Here is a 17241-nt window from a genome sequence, read left to right as displayed (position 1 = left end):
GACTTTAGACCCTTTTGGCAGAGAGCAAGAATTGTATTTTCTTTCTTCTGCTTCCTGCCTGGTTGGTGAGCGACTTGCCCTGAGCGCAGTCGTTCGCGTAGCGTCCCGTAGGGAAGGGAGTCGAACCACTGCCTTTCTTCGGTAATTAATTTTGTTGAGGTACTTACAAAGATTAGCGGAGGAACTATAACTGAGGTAAAGATTTAGCCAGAGGTGTCCAAAGGTAAGGAGATAAGATGGTTAACAGTTCTGAAGGCGATATAAATATTGGGTGTAATGTCCAATGTATTTCTGAATACGACTTTTTTTCTGACAGTAATTTTGAGGACATTCATTGTCGTCCACTCAAAACAGACCCTCCCTACTTAGGATTAAAAACTTTTGAAATTAAAGATAAAGACAAATTTTTTGGTCGGGATAAGTGGATTGCTAATCTGGGCGATCGCTTAAAAAAAGATAATATCCTCTTGCTTTTAGGAGCATCAGACACTGGCAAATCATCATTGATTCGGGCAGGTTTAATTCCTTATTTAGGATTTCATAAAAATTCATTAATTAATATAAGTTTTCATCCAGATGAAAATCCTTTTAAATCTATTTATCAGTGTCTTGCTTCTAATTATGGGAAAAAATCGCAAATAGCGGATATTGCTAGAGAAATAAGAGAAAATACTCTAATTAAAATTGTCAGATTTCTCAAACAAGATTATCAGTGCGTTCTGATTTTTATTGACCAATTTGAAGAACTGTTTACGAAAACTCAAAAGCCGGAACGCGATAAATTTCTTGCTAGTCTTTTTCAACTGTTCCAGCAGCAGGATAGCTCTGTCAAAATTGTTTTAACAATGCGGTCTAATTTTTTACATAATTTTAGTGAGTATCCCCAACTTGCAAAGATCCACGATCGCTATAGTCGTATACTCACTAGAATGAGCGATGGAGAATTAAAGTTAGCGATCGCTGAACCTGCTGCTAAAAATGGCGTTACCTTTGAGCAAGGATTAGTTGAGCAAATTATTTATGATTTTCACCAACAAGATGATTCTTTACCACTTCTGGCATACACCCTGAATGTATTGTGGGAAAGAGAAGATATTGCAAACGGAGTTGTGAAGATAAAGACTTATCAAGAACTAAAAGAGCAAACGTTTGGTTATTTAAGAGAACAAGCTAATCAATTTATTAATCCTAGTCTTGGATGGCACGATTGCCATTTAAGAGAAAAGGAACAAGAAATTCAAAAATTAAACCTTGCACTGACTGAATTAAAACTGCGCGAGCAATCCGCCAGGGTTTTGAATTTACTTCCTGTCCAACCGCTAAAGGGTTTGGTACTGGCAATTCAAACAGTGGGTGAGAATTTAGACAAATACCCAAACCACCTTCTAGCTCCTGTTTTGGGAAGCTTAAAGGAAGCAATGAACACACCCACAGAGGCAAATAGCTTGCGCGGACACGAGCAAGAGGTTAATTGTGTAGCCTTTAGTCCTGATGGCAAGTTTATTGCCAGTGGCAGTAGCGATTCTACCGTGTGCTTGTGGAATATCATTGGCAATCCTACTGCTCAATTTTTGTTGGGGCACGAGCAAGAGGTTAATTGTATAGCCTTTAGTCCTGATGGCAAGTTTCTTGTTAGCGGTAGTATTGACGGAATTTTGTGTTTATGGGATCTACAAGGTAATCTCATTACTCAACCGTGGCAGGGACATGAGGAAGGAGTTATTTCCGTTGCTTTTAGTGCAAATGACGATTCTATTGTCAGTGTTGGTTTTGACGGAACAGTGTGTTTGTGGGATTTACAAGCTAACGCCATTACTCAACCTTGGCGCGGACATAAGGAAGGAGTTATTTCCGTCGCCTTTAGCCCAAATGGCGATTGCATTGTCAGCGTTGGTTTTGACGGAACTGTGTGTTTGTGGGATTTACAAGATAACGCCATTACTCAACCCTGGCACAAACATGAGGCGAAAATTATTTGCGTCGCCTTTAGCCCCGATCGCAATTTGATTGTCAGTGGTAGTAGTGATTCTACAGTGCGGTTGTGGGACATCCAAGGTAATCCCATCGGTCAACCTTGGCATGGTCATGAAGGACATGTAAATTCTGTTGCCTTTAGCCCTAATGGCAAGTTTATTATTAGTGGTGGCTGCGATCGCACAATACGCTTGTGGAATATCAATGGCAACCCTATTACACAACCTTGGCGGGGACATGAAGGACAGGTTAATTCTCTAGCCTTTAGCCCCGATGGCAAGCTGATTATCAGTGGTGGCGATAAAACAGTGCGTTTGTGGGAGCTAGATCAAGTATTACAAGATCGGGTCATCGGGCGATCGCAGCGCAAATATGAGAATTGGGTCAATTCTGTCGCCTTTAGCCCTGATGGTCAGTGGATTATCAGTGGTGGCAATGATTCGACAGTGCGTTTATGGGATATAGACGGCAACCCCATTGGTCAACCTTGGTGCGGGCATGAAAAAGAAGTTAATTCTGTCGTCTTTAGCCCTGATGGTAAGTGGATTGTCAGTGCCAGCAATGATTCGACAGTGCGCTTGTGGGATATTCACGGCAACCCCATTGGTCAACCTTGGTGCGGGCATGAAAAAGAAGTTAATTCTGTCGCCTTTAGCCCTGATGGTCAGTGGATTATCAGTGCCAGCAATGATTCGACAGTGCGCTTGTGGGATATTCACGGCAACCCTATCGGTCAACCTTGGCACGGACATGAAAAAGAAGTTAATTCTGTCGCCTTTAGCCCTGATGGTCAGTGGATTGTCAGCGCCAGCAATGATTCGACAGTGCGCTTGTGGGACATCCAAGGCAACCCCGTTGGTCAACCTTGGCGCGGGCATGAAAAAGAAGTTAATTCTGTCGCCTTTAGCCCTGATGGTCAGTGGATTGTCAGTGCCAGCAATGATTCGACAGTGCGCTTGTGGGATAGCAACGGCAACCCCATCGGTCAACCTTGGCACGGACATGAAAAAGAAGTTAATTCTGTCGCCTTTAGCCCTGATGGTCAGTGGATTATCAGTGCCAGCAATGATTCGACAGTGCGCTTGTGGGATATTCACGGCAACCCCATTGGTCAACCTTGGCACGGACATGAGTATTGGGTAAATTCCGCAACTTTTAGCCCTGATGGTAAACTGATTGCCAGTGGTAGTCTTGATGGAACAGTCCGCTTGTGGCAATGTGGGTGGCAAGAATGGTTGCAAGTCTGCTGCAACAGGTTACATTATCATCCCGTCTTTCAAAATCCTGAAAATGGCAGTGATGTAGAAATTGCCTACCAAACTTGTCAAAAATATGTATGGAATCCACAATTCCCTAAACAGTTGCACAAGCAAGGTGCAGCAAAGCTAAAAGAGAAAGCGTTTTCAGCAGCTTTGGAGGACTTTAAGCAAACAGTTCAACTTAATTTCACATCGCACTGGAAAGATCGCCTTGCTTGGCAATCAGTAGCCACAGAGAACCAATAACTCGGCCTACTAGCACCGCAAGCTTAAAATATTGGGTTTCAAAAACTTACGGAAACCAAAGTTCAATCATTAACAGAATTACTCAATCCAATAAATTAAGCTTGCCGTACTAGTAGCTTGCTTCCCGTACCACTTCGTGGAAGCAAGCTACGCGTAGCGTCCCGAAGGGAAGGATAATCCAACATTTGCAGGACTAGAATTAAGTCATCTGAAGCTTGGATGAAAATAAACAGTTAGTAGTGCTGGCATAATTTCACGAGTTAAAATATCTGCGACTTAAATCTGATTATTGCATAAGTCGGATGGCTACAATAATCTTATCTTGATACCAGTTCATAGATGCTTTACCAGTATTTACCTGGTAATAATTTCCTTGTTGATAGGATTCTTGCTACTGGAGTTTGTCACCTGAAAAGCTTATGTCATTTACAGATAGATTTAACCAACTTGCAGCAATTATTTCTAATGAACTAGGTGTGCAAACAAAAGATATTACTCTTAATATACGGCTTCGGGAAGACCTCAAAATAGATGGTGATGATGTTGAGGAACTATTTTATAAAATCGCTGAACAGTTTGGCATAGATTCGCAGGGGTTTGTTTTTTACCGTTACTTCCATGAAGAACCACATTTATTTTCTTTACTTTTTGAGTGTTACTATCGCAAACGTTACGGCACACTCAAAACAATTACCATCAGCCATTTACTATCAGTTATTGAATGTGGAGTTTGGTTTGAACCGTCCCAATCTGATATTTACATTTAAGTTCATTACACAATCTTAACTAGTTTATGCTGATAAGTTTTTCTAATCATTAGTATTATTAAATATTATTACGATTTTTGTCCTATATTAATATTTGCAGCCCTCCTTGCAGATATCTATATATTTGTTTAGCGGCTGATTCTATTCATCGGAATAATTAAACCTATGAGTCAAATAGTCTGGATAGCAAGACACGCTAACCGCCTCGACTTCGTAAACCCCGATTGGTTTCTTACCGCCGAACGACGCTACGATCCGCCCTTGTCTGATGATGGTATGGTGCAGGCACAGCAGTTAGCTAAACGATTGAAAAAAGAAAATATTGGCCATATTTTCGCTTCTCCTTTCCTGCGAACCGTACAAACGGCAAATGCAGTTGCAGAAATGCTCGACTTACCCATTAAACTCGAAACAGGCTTGAGTGAATGGCTAAATCCAGTTTGGATGACAGAAGAACCCGAAAGACTGTCAACTCCAGCATTAGCAGAATTATTCCCCAGAATTGACAGCAGCTATACCTCGCGCATCGCCGCCAAATATCCTGAAACTCACGAAAAAGTGCGAGAACGTTCTGGACAAACTGCTAGATGTTTAGCTACTGAGTTCTACCCAGAAGATATCCTGCTAGTAGCACATGGTGCATCTGTATTGGGCGGAGCAATGGGGCTAGTGGGGGAAATTGCCAAAACAGAAGTTAAGGCTTCTTTATGTTCCCTAGTGAAAGTTGTACGCGAAGATCCAGAATGGTTATTAGAACTAAAGGGAGATACTTCCCATTTAACCCACATAGAAGAAGTTATTCGATTTGCTTAAACCTCTGATAGAGATTTGTGTTCATGACTTCTGCTAGGTTGAGTATATCTTACAAAAAAAGTAATTTAATTCACCAATAAATTCTATGACTTTGTTACTAGCAGGAGACATCGGCGGTACGAAAACTATTCTGCAATTGGTTGAAAAATCAGACTCACCAGCTTTACATACTATTTATCAGGAAAGTTACCACAGTGCCGATTTTCCTGATTTAGTACCGATAGTGCAGGAGTTTTTGGTCAAAGCTAATACACCAATACCAGAAAAGGCTTGTTTTGCGATCGCAGGCCCCATTGTCAAAAATACTGCCAAACTGACCAATTTAGCCTGGTTCCTGGATACCGAACGTCTACAAGAAGAATTGGGTATCCCGCATATTTCTTTGATTAACGACTTCGCCGCCGTTGGCTATGGTATTTCAGGTTTACAAAAAGAAGACTTGCTGACGTTACAAGTTGGCAAACCTCAACCCGAAACCCCCATTGGAATTATTGGTGCTGGTACTGGCTTAGGGCAAGGATTTTTAATTAAGCAGGGAAACCAGTATCAAGTCTTTTCTTCAGAAGGTGGACACGCTGACTTTGCTCCTCGGAACGAGATCGAGTTTCAACTGTTGAGATACTTGTTGGGTAAACATGATATCCAGCGCGTTTCTGTAGAACGCGTAGTTTCTGGAATGGGAATTGTGGCGATTTATCAATTTTTGCGCGATCGCAAATTTGCCGCCGAATCACCAGATATTGCCCAAATCGTTAGAACTTGGGAACAAGAAGCTGGACAAGAAGAGAAAAGTGTCGATCCTGGTGCTGTCATTGGTACAGCTGCACTAGAAAAACGCGATCGCCTTTCCGAACAAACCTTGCAATTATTTATAGAAGCTTACGGTGCAGAAGCCGGTAATCTCGCTCTGAAACTTCTACCTTACGGTGGCTTATACATCGCTGGTGGAATTGCACCCAAAATCTTGCCCTTAATTCAAAATAACGGTTTCTTATTAAATTTCACCCAAAAAGGTAGGATGCGCCGCCTCCTCGAAGAGATACCCGTGTATATTATCCTCAACTCACAAGTCGGTCTAATTGGTGCTGCTTTATGTGCTGCTAGGTTATAACAGCTGGCATCATCAGTGAGATCGGCATCTCAAAGGGCAAAAAATATGACAGTTAAAAGTCTGTTACCACTAATAGCCGCCACCATTGTTTGTGGTGGCTCTGTTCTTGTGGAAGCGCGTCAACCCAAATCTCCGGTAGCTGTTGTCAAACCAAAGGTTTCTCAACCCGTGCAGCCACAATGGAAGTTATTCACCGCTCCAGATGGACGTTTTACGATTTTGATGCCGGGAAGCCCCAGCAGAAACACCGAATCCCAAAAAACTTACATGGGGGAAATTAACCTAGAAATATTTGTCGCTCAACCACCAAAACAGCAAGTAGCATATATAGTTGCTTACAATGATTTTCCTTATAGTTACGGCCAAATGGCCGATCCTCAAGCTGTACTTAATAATGCACGAGATATGGCTTTAAAGACTACGAAAAGCAATTTAATTAGTCAACGAAACATTCGTAGTTATAATAATCATCCTGGCAGAGAAATTCAGTACATTAATTCTGGAGGGAAAATCACTATAAATAGAATGTATGTTGCTGAAGGAAGACTATATCAAGTAATGGCGATAACTACAAAAAAACAGCAGAAGACACTAGCTAAGACCATTACAGGGTATTTAAATTCTTTCAATGTAGTTTTGAAAAAGTGAGATAAATAAAACTTCTACTATATTAGCTTTGTAATCAATTGCAGAGCTAATATAGCATTTACTAGTCATATAAAGTATATCAGAGCAAGCTCCTTACACATCACTAAGTTAAATAAATGACTGATGCTATTGATACTGGCAGTACCGTTGGTTTTTTTAGCACCTTGGTTGATGCAATCAAGGCTGCCAACTTGATAGACACTCTCAAAGGTGTTGATTTGTTTATTGCCTGTTTCATTATTTAACAATTTATGCTTTAAAAATCAAACATTGTTTGAATTTAGATATTTGTAAAGCTGAAAATGTATAAGATAAACGTATAACGTTTGAATTTGTGAAAAAAATTAAAAACTTGAGAGTATTTATTGAATTTTGTATAACTTTAAACGAGTAAAATGTTATTCTCACAGAGAAAGCTATAAGATTGCAGATATTAATAAAAGTTAAAGTTCATAATTTGAGGAGCAGGGTTTTTGTCCTATGGTCAAGCGATCGCTCCAAGCATCACTCACTGGGATTCAAGAGGCTAAAAGAGCATTTACTCTCAAGGGGTGGACACAAGACAATTTAGCAGGAGAAGTCAACCTCAAGACTAGACAACCAATCTGGCGGTTTTTCAGTGGTCGTCCGGTTGAGCGTCATACCTTTATTGAGCTTTGCTTAGTTTTGGAACTAAACCGGCGGGAAATTGCTACTAGTCCTCCAGCAGAATTCTTAGAACTAGAAGAATATGCCCTGCCCTCTGTCTCAGATATTGAGAGATTAGTAGAACAAGTGCGATGTCTACGACGGGCTACGCCTACGCAACGCTTCGATAAAATGAAATCAAACAACACCCGCTCATAGTATAAGAACAGAACCTAGTAATTTTAACCATTAAGTGGTTCTCTGGTACCTTTTATTTGACCTATCTGCTTGTCTCATCACCTTAAGACTACGGATTTTTCAGATCGCTTTGCCTTTCAAGTCTTAATCGCAGGTCTTATTATGAATTTAATCAATGACTTTTGCTTGGCAGTTGGGATACTCAAAGGTGTACAAGTACTCGTTGTAGACAACGATCGCGATAGTAGAGATTTGTATGCTTTTTTACTCGAAGACCTAAGCGCAAATGTGATTACCGCTGGTTCCATAAAGGAAGCTTTAGAAATTTTGAGTTGGTTCATACCCAACATTATTGTCTGTGAAATTAGGTTTTTAGGTGAAAGTATTTATACATTGCTAAATACATTAAATGCTATAGAGGCAGACAATTGCAAGCATATCCCAATCATTGTGACTTCAACATCTACCACAGGTACTTGTGACCAAATTCCAGATGTAGAGTTTGAAGAATATTTACTTAAGCCATTCGACCTTGACGAATTTGTTTCTATAATTGTGAATCAAGTACAGGAAAATATGACGGAAAATTTTTGCACCGGGCTGCTAGTTGCAAACTAGTATGTAAGTTTAAGTATCTGCGTTGTATAACCGCCCTGAAATTGGATGAATCCACCTCTAAGACTGATTTTGTTAAAATAGACCATTGGTGCGTTAGCCTCCGGCGTAACACACCCTACGAAAATTGTTAGCAAGGATGCAGTTAAAGCTTTGCTGTCAGCTTAGTGCTGGAAAATGAAACTTGTACGATCGTTGTTAAAGTTCTTCTTTTGCAATATTATGAGCGAATTACAGACCCAACTAGCAACCGATACCTGGATAACAGCAACTTGGGATGAATATATCCAAATAATTGAAAATCCTGCCTACAAAAAAGCCAAGGGCTACTACCACAATGGACTGATGAGGATTGAAATTCCACCACTAGGCCATGACCACGCCTGCGACAACACAATTATTGCCTTTGCTGTTAACCTTTTTTGCACAATCAAAGGCATCCCTGCCAAAGGCTTAACTAATTGTACATATCGGAAAACAGGCTTTAAGGAAGCTCAACCTGATGTGTCTTACTATATTGGTGAAAATGCTGGTGTCATTCCTTACGGCACTTCTATCATCAACCTAGACATATATCCACCACCAGATTTAGTTATTGAAGTGGCTAATACCTCACTTGCTGACGATCGAGGTGAAAAACGACTTTTATACGAAGATTTAGGAGTGAAAGAATACTGGATTTTAAATGTCCAAAATGTCCAACTTATGGCTTTTGCTATTGAAAACCAAGGTAGTAGGCGGATTACAGAATCTCAGGTATTGCCAGGATTAGCAATTTCTTTATTAAACGATGCATTAGGGCGAACTCGTCAAATAAATCAAAGTCAAGTTGGTGCTTGGTTGTTAACCCAATTTCAGCAATAATTACAAACTGCTTTGCGGTAGGGAATGGGGAGTAGGGAAAAAGAAAAGGATACAGAGCAACTAAAGCGCGATCGCACTATAGCAATCCTATCTGATTTGTGAGAATTGCCAGCCGTAGATTCCCAGCTTCTCAAAAAAGTCGGGGATCTTGTTTCTCGCGAATGGTTCAAGATTGCACTAATATGCTGTGGCTAAAGTCACCCTTTCAGGTGAAGACATACAGAAATACAAATGCCTAGTATTAAGGAAGATTAAGCAACTGTGAAGCAAATTATGCGTCTAGTTGTTAATTGACTCATAAAAATTTAACCCTAAAGCTTTAACAACTCCGTACTCTCCACTTATTCTTTAACTAAAAAATATTTTTATACAGCAAGATTTACAGGTTTCTATAATATGGCTACGCACATAGAAATTCCCGTTATTGGCAAAGTTAAGTATCCATTGCGCTGGCTGATCGGGCTGATGGCGGGGAGTGCTTTGGTTGTGGGTACTATAACAACTTACACCTTGGTAAATCAAGGGACAAACAAAGAAGATATTGCTCAACTAACTGTGCCAGTTGCAGCACAAAACGTCACGTTGCGGATTACAGCTAGTGGCAAAGTCGTGCCAGTTCAGAGCGTAAATATTAGTCCGAAGAATCCCGGAGTGCTGTCGCAATTATACGTGGAACAAGGCGATCGCATTCAACAAGGGCAAATTCTCGCCCGTATGGATAGCGCTGGTATTGAGGCTCAAAGGAGTCAGTACCGTGCTAACTTAGCTCAAAATCAAGCACAGCTAGCCGAAGCCCTTGCTGGTAGTCGTCCTCAAGAAATCGCTCAAGCTAAGGCGCGATTAGCACAAGCTCAAGCCCAATTAGCTGCGGCTAAGGCTGGTAATCGTCCCCAAGAGATTGCTCAATCTCAATCTCAAGTGGATGCAGCTCAAGCAAGGGTGAATTACACCAGCGAACAGGTAAAGCGTTACGAATATCTATATAGAGAAGGAGCAGAGAAAAAACAATTACTCGATCAAGCCATCAGCGACGACAAAAGTGCTAGAGCCAATTTAGAAGAAGCGAAAAAACGATTTTCCTTAGTCCAAAGTGGGACTCGGAATGAAGAAATCGACCAACGCCAAGCCGCTGTTAACGAAGCACGAGCAGCATTGGTACTCTTAGAAGATGGCACTCGTTCTGAAGAAATTGTCCAGCGTCAAGCTGCTGTTGCATCCGCTGAGGCTCAGTTAAAGGGTGTACAAGTGCAGTTAGAAGATACTATTATTCGCGCTCCTCTGTCGGGAATTGTTACCCAAAAGTATGCCGAACCAGGTGCGTTTGTCACACCCACAACTTCTGCTTCTACTAGTGCATCGGCAACTTCCAGTTCAATTGTCGCCGTAGCAAGGGGTTTAGAAATATTAGCTCAAGTTCCCGAAGCCGATCTTGGCAGAATAAAACAGGGACAGCAGGTGGAAATTGTTGCCGATGCCTATCCCGATCGAGTTTTTAAAGGTCATGTACGTTTAATTGCTCCCGAAGCAGTGGTGGAACAAGGTGTAACATCCTTCCAGGTGCGGGTTGCTCTCGATACTGGCATAGATAAACTGCGTTCTGGCTTAAATGTGGATCTGACTTTTTTAGGCGATCGCGTTAATAATGCCTTGGTATTACCAACAGTGTCAATTGTCACCGAAAAAGGTAAAACTGGCGTACTCGTACCCGATGCAAAAAATAAACCACAGTTCCGCGAAGTTACAGTTGGGGCACAAATTCAAGACCAAACTCAGATTTTAGGGGGAGTTAAAGAAGGCGATCGCATTTTTGTTAACCCACCCAAAGACTACAAAATTGAAAAGGCTAAAGAACAGCAGAATAAATAATACCAAATTGGCATAAGTAAGTTTGTAATAAAGACTTTTAATCTAAAATCCAAAATCCAAAATTGGTATGAACCTCCTCGAAAGCATGAATATGGCGGGGAAAACCCTGCTGTCAAATAAACTGCGTAGCGCCCTCACGATGTTGGGTATAGTTATTGGCAATGCCTCGGTGATTGCGATGATTGGCATTGGCGAAGGTGGGCAGAAGTATGTGAATAAACAGTTGCAGTCATTAGGGCCAAATGTGCTATTTGTACTGCCAGGTAATCGAGAAACTCAGCGAATCTCCTTTGAAGTGCCAAAAACTCTGGTGTTGCAAGATGCGGATGCGATCGCTTCTCAAGTACCAACTGTAGTAGGAGTTGCGCCAGAGTTAAACAGAAGACAGGTAATTACATACCGCAACAGAAATACCGATGTCAACATCATTGGCACAACTCCTAGTTTTCTATCTGTGCGGGATTTTGAAACTGCTAAAGGCAGGTTTTTCTCTGAGGTAGACATCAAGCGAAATAACCAAGTGGTAGTGCTGGGTGGAGATTTGGCAGAAAAACTATTCGGTAATAGTAACGGTGTAGGACAGCAATTGCGAATTGGAAATACCAGCTTTCAAGTGATTGGAACGTTAACTGCCAAAGGTTCCAGCGTGGGAGCAGATTATGATAATGCTGCCTTAATACCAATCACCACATCAGCAAACCGACTTGTGGGCAAGAATTCTCCTTATGGTATCGCCTTAGATTACCTCGTTGCTGCGGCTCGTGATTCCGAGAGTGTGGATGCAGCAGAATTTCAAATTACTAATTTGCTGCGTCTACGGCACAAAATTAATGGTGAAGATGATTTTACCCTTCGCAGCCAGAAAGATGCTTTGCAAACTGTCGGTCAAATTACAGGTGCATTGACAATTATGCTAGCTGCGATCGCAGGTATATCCTTGTTTGTCGGCGGCATTGGCATCATGAATATTATGCTCGTCTCCGTCACCGAACGCACCCAAGAAATCGGATTGCGAAAAGCGATTGGTGCAACTGAGCAAGATATTTTGCTACAGTTCATCATTGAAGCAGTGATTGTTTCCGCAGCTGGCGGCTTAGTTGGGACTGCGGTTGGTGTCAGTGCCATTCTATTAGTGGCAGCCTTGACTCCTTTAGAAGCGAGTCTTTCTCCTGTAGCGATTACTATGGCAGTTGGTGTCTCTGGAGGTATTGGTTTATTCTTTGGCGTTGTTCCTGCACGTCGTGCTGCTAAACTCGACCCGATTGTGGCTTTGAGAAGTGCTTAGATAAATCATCACATAGACCTGATAATTCGCCGTCAAGACAAAACGACTGATTATAGTCTTGACGGCGATTCATCGCGTCTCTTGCCTTAACCGAACAGTATTGATATCTGACTTTTCCCGTTAAGTCTTGAAAAGCTTACGGGTAAAGGATTTAAGAAACAGCACGGCAGATACAGTAAAGTAATGAAAATTCGGTGCTAAAGGTGACAAGCAATGCTGGACTAGTGGGAGAAAAATTTTGCAACTTTAGAATTCGGCGATCGCAGAAGTTTTTGGTCTACTGACTTTTATAATGACTTTACCATTAAAGCTTGATTGCTTACCCACATGTCATCCGCGATCGCTGTCTTTATCATTTTTTAGTATTAATGTACTATATTTAGATGCGTTTGCCCTGATGGTTTTGCCCGACCCTACTAAGTTTATTCAGAGCTTTATTGCAAATTACTTCATCAGATAGAAGTAAAAACATAGCAGAGCACATTTAAATTGCATTAATCTCAAATCCCAAAATAGTAAATTAATGGAAAACTTTAACTTGTTACAAAGTTTTGTATCAAGCGGTTTGTTTCCTTTTGTATATGTCTTATAACCGAGCAAAAACTGATGTTAAAGGCGAGAACAACCCAATAGGTAAATTTTTAACAGCGTTTCAGCGCAAAATGCTGCAAAAAAGTTTGCAAGACGATTTACCTGAGTCTTATCGTCAGCGCATTGAAATTATGTTGCTATCAGACCAGGGTAAATCTCAAACCGAAATATGTCAAACCTTGGGGTGTTGTCCAGCAACAGCAAGGCATTGGATGCACATAGTACGTAGTGGGATGGCGCACCAATGGCAGGAGTCTGCAATTGGTCGTCCTAAAGTAGTGAATGAGGAATATTTGGAGCGTTTGAAAGAACTGGTAATCCATAGTCCCCGTGATTATGGATATCCATTTGGGCGCTGGACAGCGCAATGGTTAAGCAAGCACCTAGAGAAAGAGTTGGGGATTTCGATCGGCGATCGCAATATTAACCTTTTGCTTAAGAAGATGGGGCTTTCGACTCGAAGAAAATGCGAAACAGTAGACAAAGTAAGCGATTCGTCTCGCATCGCAATTCGCGATCTCGAATCTTCCTTTGAGCCTAATGTCCTCTGTTCGCTCAATTTGATTAACTCCAATAACAATAGCAATTTAGAAGTATAATGACACTGCTTTTAAGCTCCCAAAACGTAGGTGATTATTTATTTCAGCTGGGTCTTTGTACCCAAGAAGAACAAACCCAGCTTCAGATTGAGTTAGTAGCTGCCAAGAATTTTAACTTGAGAGTGAGTTTACCAGATGGTTCTAAACTCCTTGTCAAGCAAGAGCGGCACTATCAGGATGGGAAAACATTTGGTGAGTTTTTGGGGGAATGGCGAGTTCAAGAGTTTTTAAACCAATTTCCAGAACTGGATCGCCTTCGCCCATTTCTGCCGATAGTGCTTAATTTTGACCCGGAGAATTCGATTATTGTCTTCAGATATCTGGATGACTATCAAGATTTGACTGATTTCTACGCTCAGGAAAAGAACTTCCCAAGCCAAATCGCCTCTGCAATTGGCACCGTTTTAGCTACTATCCATCGTGCCACCCTCAATCGTCAGAACTATCAGGAATTCCTCGATCAAAATCAAAAGGATGTCCTCACTGGTCAAGTGCCTAACTTGATTCGGGGGCTAGAACGGATTGGACCGGAAATTTTTGGAGGAGTACCCGCAGATGCGCTAAAATTCTTTTCCCTCTATCAGCGCTACGACAGCTTGGGGGAAGCGATAAGAGAACTGGGTAGCGCTTTCGCTCCTTGTTGCCTGACGCACCATGACCTAAAGTTGAACAATATTCTCTTGCACACCAATTGGCAGCAATCCGATGACACCATTGTGCGCTTCATTGACTGGGAGCGCTGTAATTGGGGAGACCCTGCTTTTGATTTGGGAACACTTATCGCCAGCTATCTGGAAATTTGGTTAAATAGCTTGGTCATCAGCAATGCACTCAGTATTGAAGAATCTCTGCGCCTAGCGGCGACTCCCCTTGAGGTGCTTCAGCCTTCGATCGCCGTCCTGACCCTAGCTTATTTCGACACCTTCCCAGAAATCTTACAACAGCGCCCTGATTTCTTGCGGCGTGTGGTGCAATTTGCCGGTCTTGTATTGATTCAACAGATTTTGGCGATGATTCAGTTTCAGAAAACCTTCGGCAATATCGCAATAATCATGCTTCAAGTAGCTAAGACATTGTTATGCCGTCCAGAACAATCCATGTCAACGACTTTTGGCACTGCTGCTGAATCTGGACGTTTGAGATGTACTGCTGCTTAAGATGTTTAGTCGCAAAACTATGACACAATTACTAGATTCTCTAATTCAACAGCCAGATGTAGCAACTAAGCGAGTGCTGGATGCTCTGCAAGAAATTGCGAGCAAGGTTCAGATCGAGTCTGACTTCAGCATTCGTCATCCAGATTACAAACCCTTTGAACTGCCAGCAGAGGCGATCGCCCGCTTTCAACAAATCCCTGTAGAGATTCAGCGCAAATATGTGAGCTTGCAACTGCGCTCTTTTCTCTACGGCATCTATTACAACGGTGGTATGCGAACTACCCACGCAAAATTAACAGATTCCAATCCTTTGCCACTAGACCTAGAGAACAATACTTTTTTGGGAGTAGACTTGGGTTTTTATAATCGCTTGCACGAAAGTAATAGCGGCACTGGCTACTTTGACTCTTGTTGGTCTGTTCTCTGGGAAGAAAGTGATGGCAGCGTAGCTGTGACTAAGAATGGTCTTCGGTTGCATATTGAGCGCGATCGCCATCTGCAATCAGCACAAGCTACTGTTGTGGTGGGTGAAGAGGTGGCTATCCGTATGCCGAAAAATCTGCTCCAAAGCGGTTTTTATGTGGCGGTGGGCAATGCAGGACCAATTCGTCTCGATTTAAAGGGTCATCAGCAGACTGTGCGAATCTACTTCAATTTGACTTCAGAAGGTGCAGTTGCGGTTATGAGTACTCTCACGCAGCATCTGAACGAAATGACTATTCCTTTTCACTTCAAGGTTTTGTATAACCCAGCTGATTACAACCGCTACGACTCAGGAGTTTTGTACTTTGACAAGAGCGATTATGAAGCGATCGCCTCTGTGATTGAGACAGTTTACCAATTGCGATCGCATTTTCAGCCAGAAGTTCCCCTATTCACCAAGCTCCTTGCACCAGGGTTGGGGTTAGCAGAAGAACCAGACCACAAGTTTACTGACCGAGAAAGCTTTGGCATGAATCGGTGTCAGATTGTCGCTAATGGATTGCTGGAAGCTTGCGACAAAGGGGATGACTCACCAGAGGGGAGGTTGACCTCTATTTTTGAGCAATTCTCCCGACTGGGAATTGACTGGCAGCGTGCTTACCTCAATGCCAATTCTGAAGACATCTATGCACCAATCAAGCTATGTGATTAGATACTTCCAAATCTCTAAAATAGGTCGTTTGTAGGGGCACGATATATCGTGCCCCTACTTTTTTAGTTCAGCGAGGATTATTAAGAGAAATAATTGTTGTAGTTATTTCTCTTACTATCAGTAGATACATTTATGATTACTTTAAATTTTTCTCTTACTTTCGGATTAGATATTTATTAAATGCATCTAACTGGGGAGATGTTTTTCACAAATAATCCTCGTTATCAGGAATATCTAACCAGGTAGCTTACGGCTTAATCAAGCTGTTACTAACTAGAATTTCAACAATAAATATAGATATTATGTCCAAAAAGTCAGTCAAAAATGCTTGAAGTTTATTAGGAAGATTTTTAGTATGTGATTAAGCAATCAAACAGAAGCGTTTGTCTTAATACTAAAAAACATTGATTTCAAGGAGAACACAAATGGCTGATATTACTGTTAAAGATTTAAAACCCGCAGGAACTGAATTGTTTTTCAACGATCCGGAAAGTTTCATTACTGAAATCGGTTCTGAGGATATTGCTAATATTCAAGGTGGCAGCATCGTTTGTGTCGGTGGCAGTGTAGCTTGCAGTGTGATCATTATTGGTAACACTTGCAGCCGAACCTAAAGATTGAGCAATCAAACAGAAGAGTTTGTCTTAATACTAAAAAACATTGATTTCAAGGAGAACACAAAAATGGCTGATATTACTGTTAAGGATTTAAAACCCGCAGGAACTGAATTGTTTTTCAACGATCCGGAAAGTTTTATTACTGAAATCGGTTCTGAAGATATTGCTAATATTCAAGGTGGTAGTGTCGTTTGTGTCGGTGGCAGCGTAGCTTGCAGTGTGATCGTTATTGGCAACACTTGCAGCAGAACCTAAAGATTGAGCAATCAAACAGAAGCGTTTGTCTTAATACTAAAAAACATTGATTTCAAGGAGAACACAAATGGCTGATATTACTGTTAAGGATTTAAAACCCGCAGGAACTGAATTGTTTTTCAACGATCCGGAAAGTTTCATTACTGAAATCGGTTCTGAAGATATTGCTAATATTCAAGGTGGTAGCATCGTTTGTGTAGGTGGCAGCGTAGCTTGCAGTGTGGTAGTCATTGCCAACACTTGCAGCCCTAGAACCTAAAGATTTCGCAATCAAACAGAAGCGTTTGTCTTAATACTAAAAAACATTGATTTCAAGGAGAATACAAAAATGGCTGATATTACTGTTAAGGATTTAAAACCCGCAGGAACTGAATTGTTTTTCAACGATCCGGAAAGTTTTATTACTGAAATCGGTTCTGAGGATATTGCTAATATTCAAGGTGGTAGCGTAGTTTGTGTAGGTGGCAGCGTACTTTGCAGTGTGATCGTTATTGGCAACACTTGCAGCCGAACCTAAAGATTGTATCCAATGCTCACTTGCTTGTTAGTCGCAATCGAGCTTTTATTTAAAGTGGGAGTAAGATTTATAATTTTTATCTTTACTCTCACTTTTC

At 41.4% G+C, this 17241-nt stretch carries 18 protein-coding genes; all 18 read left to right on the top strand.

Translation table 11 applies throughout. The annotated features are described in order from the left end of the window. Positions 1-236: 236 nt before the first annotated feature. The 18 genes from V7K45_RS28925 to V7K45_RS28840 all read left to right on the top strand — a co-directional run bounded on the left by V7K45_RS28925 (position 237) and on the right by V7K45_RS28840 (position 17144). Entirely contained in the window at positions 237-3479 is a 3243-nt protein-coding gene (locus V7K45_RS28925; protein ID WP_335008792.1) for an NACHT and WD repeat domain-containing protein, read from the top strand. A 419-nt stretch (positions 3480-3898) separates the two neighbouring features. Continuing rightward, entirely contained in the window at positions 3899-4246 is a 348-nt protein-coding gene (locus tag V7K45_RS28920; RefSeq protein WP_335008790.1) for a DUF1493 family protein, read from the top strand. A 165-nt stretch (positions 4247-4411) separates the two neighbouring features. Then, a complete protein-coding gene (locus V7K45_RS28915; RefSeq protein WP_335008788.1) occupies positions 4412-5059 on the top strand; it encodes a histidine phosphatase family protein in 648 nt (215 codons plus the stop codon). An 85-nt stretch (positions 5060-5144) separates the two neighbouring features. Beyond that, positions 5145-6170: a glucokinase gene (locus V7K45_RS28910; protein ID WP_335008786.1), complete on the top strand. Its 1026-nt coding sequence runs from the start codon at positions 5145-5147 to the stop codon at positions 6168-6170. Positions 6171-6215: 45 nt separating this feature from the next. After that, a complete protein-coding gene (locus tag V7K45_RS28905) occupies positions 6216-6818 on the top strand; it encodes a hypothetical protein (protein ID WP_335008785.1) in 603 nt (200 codons plus the stop codon). Positions 6819-6934: 116 nt separating this feature from the next. After that, complete coding sequence (locus V7K45_RS28900; RefSeq protein ID WP_335008783.1) at positions 6935-7063, top strand: hypothetical protein; 129 nt, start codon at positions 6935-6937, stop codon at positions 7061-7063. 235 nt (positions 7064-7298) lie between these two features. Next, complete coding sequence (locus tag V7K45_RS28895) at positions 7299-7664, top strand: hypothetical protein (RefSeq protein WP_442942065.1); 366 nt, start codon at positions 7299-7301, stop codon at positions 7662-7664. 141 nt (positions 7665-7805) lie between these two features. Further along, positions 7806-8261, top strand: coding sequence for a response regulator (locus V7K45_RS28890; RefSeq protein WP_335008781.1), 456 nt, complete (start codon positions 7806-7808; stop codon positions 8259-8261). A gap of 219 nt (positions 8262-8480) precedes the next feature. Further along, positions 8481-9122, top strand: a complete 642-nt coding sequence (locus V7K45_RS28885; RefSeq protein ID WP_335008779.1) for a Uma2 family endonuclease — start codon at positions 8481-8483, stop codon at positions 9120-9122. A gap of 396 nt (positions 9123-9518) precedes the next feature. Further along, a complete protein-coding gene (locus V7K45_RS28880) occupies positions 9519-10988 on the top strand; it encodes an efflux RND transporter periplasmic adaptor subunit (RefSeq protein WP_335008777.1) in 1470 nt (489 codons plus the stop codon). Between the two features lie 67 nt (positions 10989-11055). Then, complete coding sequence (locus V7K45_RS28875; protein ID WP_335008775.1) at positions 11056-12273, top strand: ABC transporter permease; 1218 nt, start codon at positions 11056-11058, stop codon at positions 12271-12273. Between the two features lie 581 nt (positions 12274-12854). Then, entirely contained in the window at positions 12855-13463 is a 609-nt protein-coding gene (locus V7K45_RS28870; RefSeq protein WP_335008773.1) for a helix-turn-helix domain-containing protein, read from the top strand. Next, positions 13463-14620 carry a phosphotransferase gene (locus V7K45_RS28865; RefSeq protein ID WP_335008771.1) on the top strand — a complete coding sequence of 386 codons (1158 nt, stop codon included), beginning with the start codon at positions 13463-13465 and terminating at the stop codon, positions 14618-14620. Before V7K45_RS28870 ends, V7K45_RS28865 begins: the two co-directional genes overlap by 1 nt. Positions 14621-14639: 19 nt before the next feature. After that, positions 14640-15755, top strand: a complete 1116-nt coding sequence (locus tag V7K45_RS28860) for a T3SS effector HopA1 family protein (RefSeq protein WP_335008769.1) — start codon at positions 14640-14642, stop codon at positions 15753-15755. Between the two features lie 425 nt (positions 15756-16180). Next, positions 16181-16369, top strand: coding sequence for a hypothetical protein (locus V7K45_RS28855; protein ID WP_322640368.1), 189 nt, complete (start codon positions 16181-16183; stop codon positions 16367-16369). Between the two features lie 69 nt (positions 16370-16438). Then, positions 16439-16627, top strand: coding sequence for a hypothetical protein (locus tag V7K45_RS28850; protein ID WP_335008766.1), 189 nt, complete (start codon positions 16439-16441; stop codon positions 16625-16627). 67 nt (positions 16628-16694) lie between these two features. Next, on the top strand, positions 16695-16886 hold the full coding sequence (locus tag V7K45_RS28845) for a hypothetical protein (RefSeq protein ID WP_335008764.1): 192 nt from the start codon (positions 16695-16697) through the stop codon (positions 16884-16886). Positions 16887-16955: 69 nt separating this feature from the next. Next, on the top strand, positions 16956-17144 hold the full coding sequence (locus V7K45_RS28840) for a hypothetical protein (RefSeq protein ID WP_335008762.1): 189 nt from the start codon (positions 16956-16958) through the stop codon (positions 17142-17144). Positions 17145-17241 lie beyond the last annotated feature (97 nt).

The sequence above is a fragment of the Nostoc sp. genome, assembly GCF_036917375.1.
In the GTDB taxonomy this organism is placed as follows: Bacteria; Cyanobacteriota; Cyanobacteriia; order Cyanobacteriales; family Nostocaceae; genus Nostoc.
The sequence above is the reverse complement of the archived record's forward strand: the minus strand, read 5'-3'. Positions and strand labels throughout refer to the sequence as shown.